Source organism: Lacticaseibacillus pantheris DSM 15945 = JCM 12539 = NBRC 106106, from assembly GCF_001591865.1.
Classification (GTDB): Bacteria; Bacillota; Bacilli; order Lactobacillales; family Lactobacillaceae; genus Lacticaseibacillus; species Lacticaseibacillus pantheris.
This window is the reverse complement of the sequence record NZ_BCVS01000148.1, coordinates 1-4,301: the sequence shown is the minus strand read 5'-3', so window position 1 is coordinate 4,301 and position 4,301 is coordinate 1. Positions and strand designations below refer to the sequence as shown.

Below are 4,301 nucleotides of genomic sequence, written 5' to 3'. Positions count from 1 at the left end.
TCTAACTCCTATACGCCGCATTAATCTGCACATACTTATAGGTCAGATCACATCCCCAAGCCTGTCCGGTGGCATCACCCACATGTAGATCAACGTCCAGTACAACTTTGTCGCCCGCCATCGTGGCCTGCACCTGTCCCTCATCGAAGTCAGTGCCCAAACCAGCCGCCACCACCGCAATGCCGTTTATCGCGACGTCCACAGCGTGCACATCGACCTGCACGTCTGTCTGCCCAATCGCGGCTAGAATACGTCCCCAGTTCGGGTCCGCGCCAAAGACGGCCGCCTTCACCAAGTTAGAGCCCACAACCGCTTTGGCCGCCTGCTGCCCTTCCACGGCGTTAGCGGCCCCGGCAACATTCACCTCCACCAACTTGGTTGCACCCTCACCGTCAGCCGCGATATCCTGCGCCAACACCATCAGCACGTAGCGCAAAGCAGCCTTGAAGCTGTCGTAATCGTGGTGTTCCGGGGTTAATGGCGTGTTAGCCGCACAGCCGTTGGCCAGCGCAACCACCATATCGTTAGTTGACGTGTCGCCATCAACCGTAATCTGGTTAAAAGTCGTGTCGACTAACTCACTGATCAAAGTTTGGAGCCGTGGGCCCGCAATGGCCGCATCCGTGAACACAAACCCCAGCATGGTTGCCATTTTGGGATGAATCATGCCGGAACCCTTTGCAAATCCAGAAATAGTTACCGTTTGCCCGTCAATGGGCAAAGTCACACTCGCAGTTTTGGCGTGCTTATCGGTCGTCAGGATGGCCTCAGTGACCCTTAAATCCTGTTCGCGGGCCAATAAGTCAATGCCGTGTTGGATAACGGACATTGGCAGTTGTTCACCAATCACACCAGTTGAAGCCACCCCCACCATATGTACAGGCAGGTCGAGTTTAGCCGCGGCCAACTCGCGCATGGTGACTGCGTTCTCCTCACCCTTAGCGCCCGTGACTGCGTTGGCACAAGCGCTATTCATTATCAGCGCTTGGAGTTCATGATTCGTGCTGATGAGCTGCTTGGTTTGGCGGGTGGGGGCGGCCTGAAACTGGTTAGTGGTATACGTCCCAGCGGCCGCTGCCGGAACGGTGGAAACTAGCCACCCCATATCGGGCTTCACCTTGCGTAACCCGGCGTGCACCCCGTCCGCGTAATAACCCTGTGGCCAAAGAAACTCCGTACTAACTTGATATTCCATGCTAATCCCCCTATGGCAAGATAACGTTGACAGGTTCTCCGGCCATTTCCGGAAAACCAAACATTTGGTTCATATTTTGGATGGCCTGGCCGCCCGCACCCTTGATGAGGTTATCAATGACGCTCACTACCATAACCATGCCCGTGGTGGGGTTAAAGACAGCCCCCACATCGCAATAATCCGTCCCCACGACTTCCTTCAAGTTCGGCAACCGGTCGCCGGTATAGCGGACACCCGCCACGTCGGCAAACGTACTAGTAAAGGCCTCGTCGATTGCGGCCGCCGTGACGTCTGGCCATACCCGCGCGTAGATGGTACTCATCAACCCGCGCGTAATAGGTAGCAACGTGGTATTAAACTGAATGGCCGCAATGGATTGATCCCAAACCTGTAACTGCTGTAATATTTCCGGAATATGCTGGTGCTGGTTCACCTTATACACTTGGAGGTTCTCATTAGCCTGACTAAAGTGCGTTAACTCACCGGGGTGTTTACCCGCTCCCGAAGTCCCGGACTTAGCGTCAACAATAATGCTATCAGTCATAATTAGTCCGGATTGAACCAGCGGCGCAAGTCCCAGCAAGGTCGCGGTGGCATAGCAGCCCGGGTTGGCAATAGCTGCCATACCCGCGCTACTTTGCAAATCGGATAATCCGTAGTGCGTTTGGGCCAATATTTGCTTTGCCGCAGCCGGTTTGTGGTACCACTGCGTATATAGATCTGGTTGCTTCAGCCGCAAATCCCCGGATAAGTCAATCATGGGAAAGCCGGCCGTAATGTACGGTACCGCGGCCGTCCTGGTCACACCGGCAGAGGTAGCGAAGAAAACGACGTCATCTTGAGCCATCACCACCTGCTCACTGTATGGTTGCAGCACGACGTCGGTGGCCCCAACAAATTGGGGCACTGCCGACGCCAATGCGACTGGCTCCGTGAGGTTATGACCGTAAAGATCCACCCCGTCAACATGCGGATGTCCTGCTAACATCTGGTACAAAACCATGCCGGAATATCCGGTTACTCCCACTAACGCTACTCGCACAGCAATCACCTTTTCCTAACAAATATACATTTTTCTGAATATTTTTAGTATACGGCGAATACCTGAAAATGCAAGTGGTTTTGTGAATTTAATTCTATTTAAGGGCACAAACGCCGTATTGCCAAGCCTCATTCGTCCCCGCTTGGAGTGGAACCCATCCGGTTTAAACTGTATATATACAAATGTTTATGCAGTACATCCGAGTATTCGCTTAAAAATCACAGAGCTTTTTGAAGATGATCAACGGTACTAAAAAAGCGCCCTCCGAAGAGGACGCGTAAACGTACCGGCTAGACCGGAAAACGTTATTCAAGTACTATTACTTGATGGCTGCCTTGGCAGCATCAGCAACTGCCGTGAAGCCGGCAGGATCGTTGATGGCCAATTCGGACAGCATCTTACGGTTCATGTCGATACCAGCGACCTTCATGCCGTGCATCAACTTGCTGTAAGAAATGTCGTTCATACGCGCAGCGGCGTTGATACGAGCGATCCACATTGAACGGAATTCGCGCTTCTTTGCACGACGGTCCCGGAATGCGTAACGGTAAGAAACCATCAACTGGGTGTGAGCGGCCTTGAACAAACGGTGCTTAGAACCACGGTAACCCTTAACGAGCTTCATTACCTTCTTACGGCGCTTACGAGTAACTGTTCCACCTTTAACACGTGGCATAATTTATTCCTCCTAAAAAATCACGAACTTCGAACAGTAATTGCCGGAACAATTACTTGATACCGGAAACCATCTTCTTGATACGACGCATGTCACTTGCCGATACCAAGCCAGACTTACGCAACTGACGACGCTGCTTCTTCGTCTTACCGTGGAAACGGTGGGATGTGTACGCGTGGCCGCGCTTCAGTAGACCACTAGCGGTACGCTTGAAACGCTTGGCAGAAGCGCGGTGAGTTTTGAACTTAGGCATGATTTTTCCTCCTAAAAATATGTGTTACTACTTGTTGTCCTGGTCAACCTTCGGGGTGAGCATCAAGAACATGCTCCGCCCGTCCATCTTTGGGCGTGTTTCAACCGTGGCGATATCCGCCGTGGCTTCCGCAAACCGGTCCAGGACCTGACGCCCAATTTCCTTATGCGTGATTGCACGACCACGGAAACGGACAGAAGCACGCACCTTGGCGCCCTTCTTCAGGAACTTAACGGCATTGTTAAGCTTGGTGTTAAAGTCGTTCTCCTCAATCACAGGACTAAGACGAACTTCCTTGATGCTGACGGTCTTTTGTTTCTTACGGGACTCGCGTTCCTTCTTCTGTTCTTCGAAGCGGAACTTCCCGTAATCCATGATCCGTGCTACTGGTGGCTTAGCCTTCGCAGCGACAAGAACCAAATCCAAATTTGCATCGTCTGCTAACTTCAGGGCATCCTGCTTGGACTGTACGCCCAGCTGGTCACCGTTTTCGGCAATAAGACGTACCTCGCGAGCACGAATCCCATCGTTAACCATCATATCTTTAGCTATAACGATTCACCTCCACTTAGTTTACCGAGAAAAAACAAAAAGACAGCGAGACACAAGCGTCCCGCCATCCATGTATATCCGTACATTAGAGCCTAGAGGTCAGTGACTTGGGCGAGAAGCGGGCAACTTCTGCTTTTTCTCAACAGAAAATAGCATACCTGATAAGCCCACCAATGTCAAACGTAACTTATTCGTAACCGGCAGGAAGCGGAGGGCGAAACATGGTGACTTGAACGCGCGGGTGGGCGTTGGGACTGCGGCTTACGTGCCCTACGTCCCAACGCCCACCCACGGGTTCCCGATACAGAGTGGTAGTAGGTGGTTTCCGCTCCGCCCCCGCACGCCTCCGCTCACCAAGCCGACCGACGCGGCCTCACGCTACTATGGCAGTCACCGCTCCTGTCAGGTGTGCTGTTGGAAGCCTCGGCTGTGCGTTCTTGATTTTTCAATTGCTCTAATCTCAAGTGTCCTGGTGCTGTACTCGTACGTTATTCAGACTGGCTAGTTATTGATGCGGTCGTGGACGATTACCAGCTCATTAGTAGATTCGTGCGCAAGTGTGGTTCTGGCCGTTGGGGGTGCC

At 52.5% G+C, this 4,301-nt stretch carries 5 protein-coding genes; all 5 read right to left on the bottom strand.

Translation table 11 applies throughout. From position 1 onward, the window contains the following. Position 1: 1 nt before the first annotated feature. Positions 2 to 1,195 (bottom strand): bifunctional glutamate N-acetyltransferase/amino-acid acetyltransferase ArgJ, encoded by a 1,194-nt coding sequence (argJ, locus tag LPA02S_RS10870; protein ID WP_054650468.1) that lies wholly within the window; start codon positions 1,193 to 1,195, stop codon positions 2 to 4. Positions 1,196 to 1,205: 10 nt separating this feature from the next. Further along, complete coding sequence (argC, locus tag LPA02S_RS10865) at positions 1,206 to 2,237, bottom strand: N-acetyl-gamma-glutamyl-phosphate reductase (RefSeq protein ID WP_056957170.1); 1,032 nt, start codon at positions 2,235 to 2,237, stop codon at positions 1,206 to 1,208. Positions 2,238 to 2,556: 319 nt separating this feature from the next. Continuing rightward, entirely contained in the window at positions 2,557 to 2,913 is a 357-nt protein-coding gene (gene rplT / locus LPA02S_RS10860; protein ID WP_054650466.1) for a 50S ribosomal protein L20, read from the bottom strand. A 52-nt stretch (positions 2,914 to 2,965) separates the two neighbouring features. Beyond that, positions 2,966 to 3,166 carry a 50S ribosomal protein L35 gene (gene rpmI / locus LPA02S_RS10855; RefSeq protein ID WP_054650464.1) on the bottom strand — a complete coding sequence of 67 codons (201 nt, stop codon included), beginning with the start codon at positions 3,164 to 3,166 and terminating at the stop codon, positions 2,966 to 2,968. A 27-nt stretch (positions 3,167 to 3,193) separates the two neighbouring features. Beyond that, positions 3,194 to 3,724, bottom strand: coding sequence for a translation initiation factor IF-3 (infC, locus tag LPA02S_RS10850; protein WP_202812992.1), 531 nt, complete (start codon positions 3,722 to 3,724; stop codon positions 3,194 to 3,196). Between the last annotated feature and the right edge of the window lie 577 nt (positions 3,725 to 4,301).

Excerpts from the sequence above, each read along its gene's own strand:
- rpmI (WP_054650464.1), bottom strand. The coding sequence starts at position 3,166 with ATGCCTAAGTTCAAAACTCACCGCGCTTCTGCCAAGCGTTTCAAGCGT.
- rplT (WP_054650466.1), bottom strand. The coding sequence starts at position 2,913 with ATGCCACGTGTTAAAGGTGGAACAGTTACTCGTAAGCGCCGTAAGAAG.
- argJ (WP_054650468.1), bottom strand. The coding sequence starts at position 1,195 with ATGGAATATCAAGTTAGTACGGAGTTTCTTTGGCCACAGGGTTATTAC.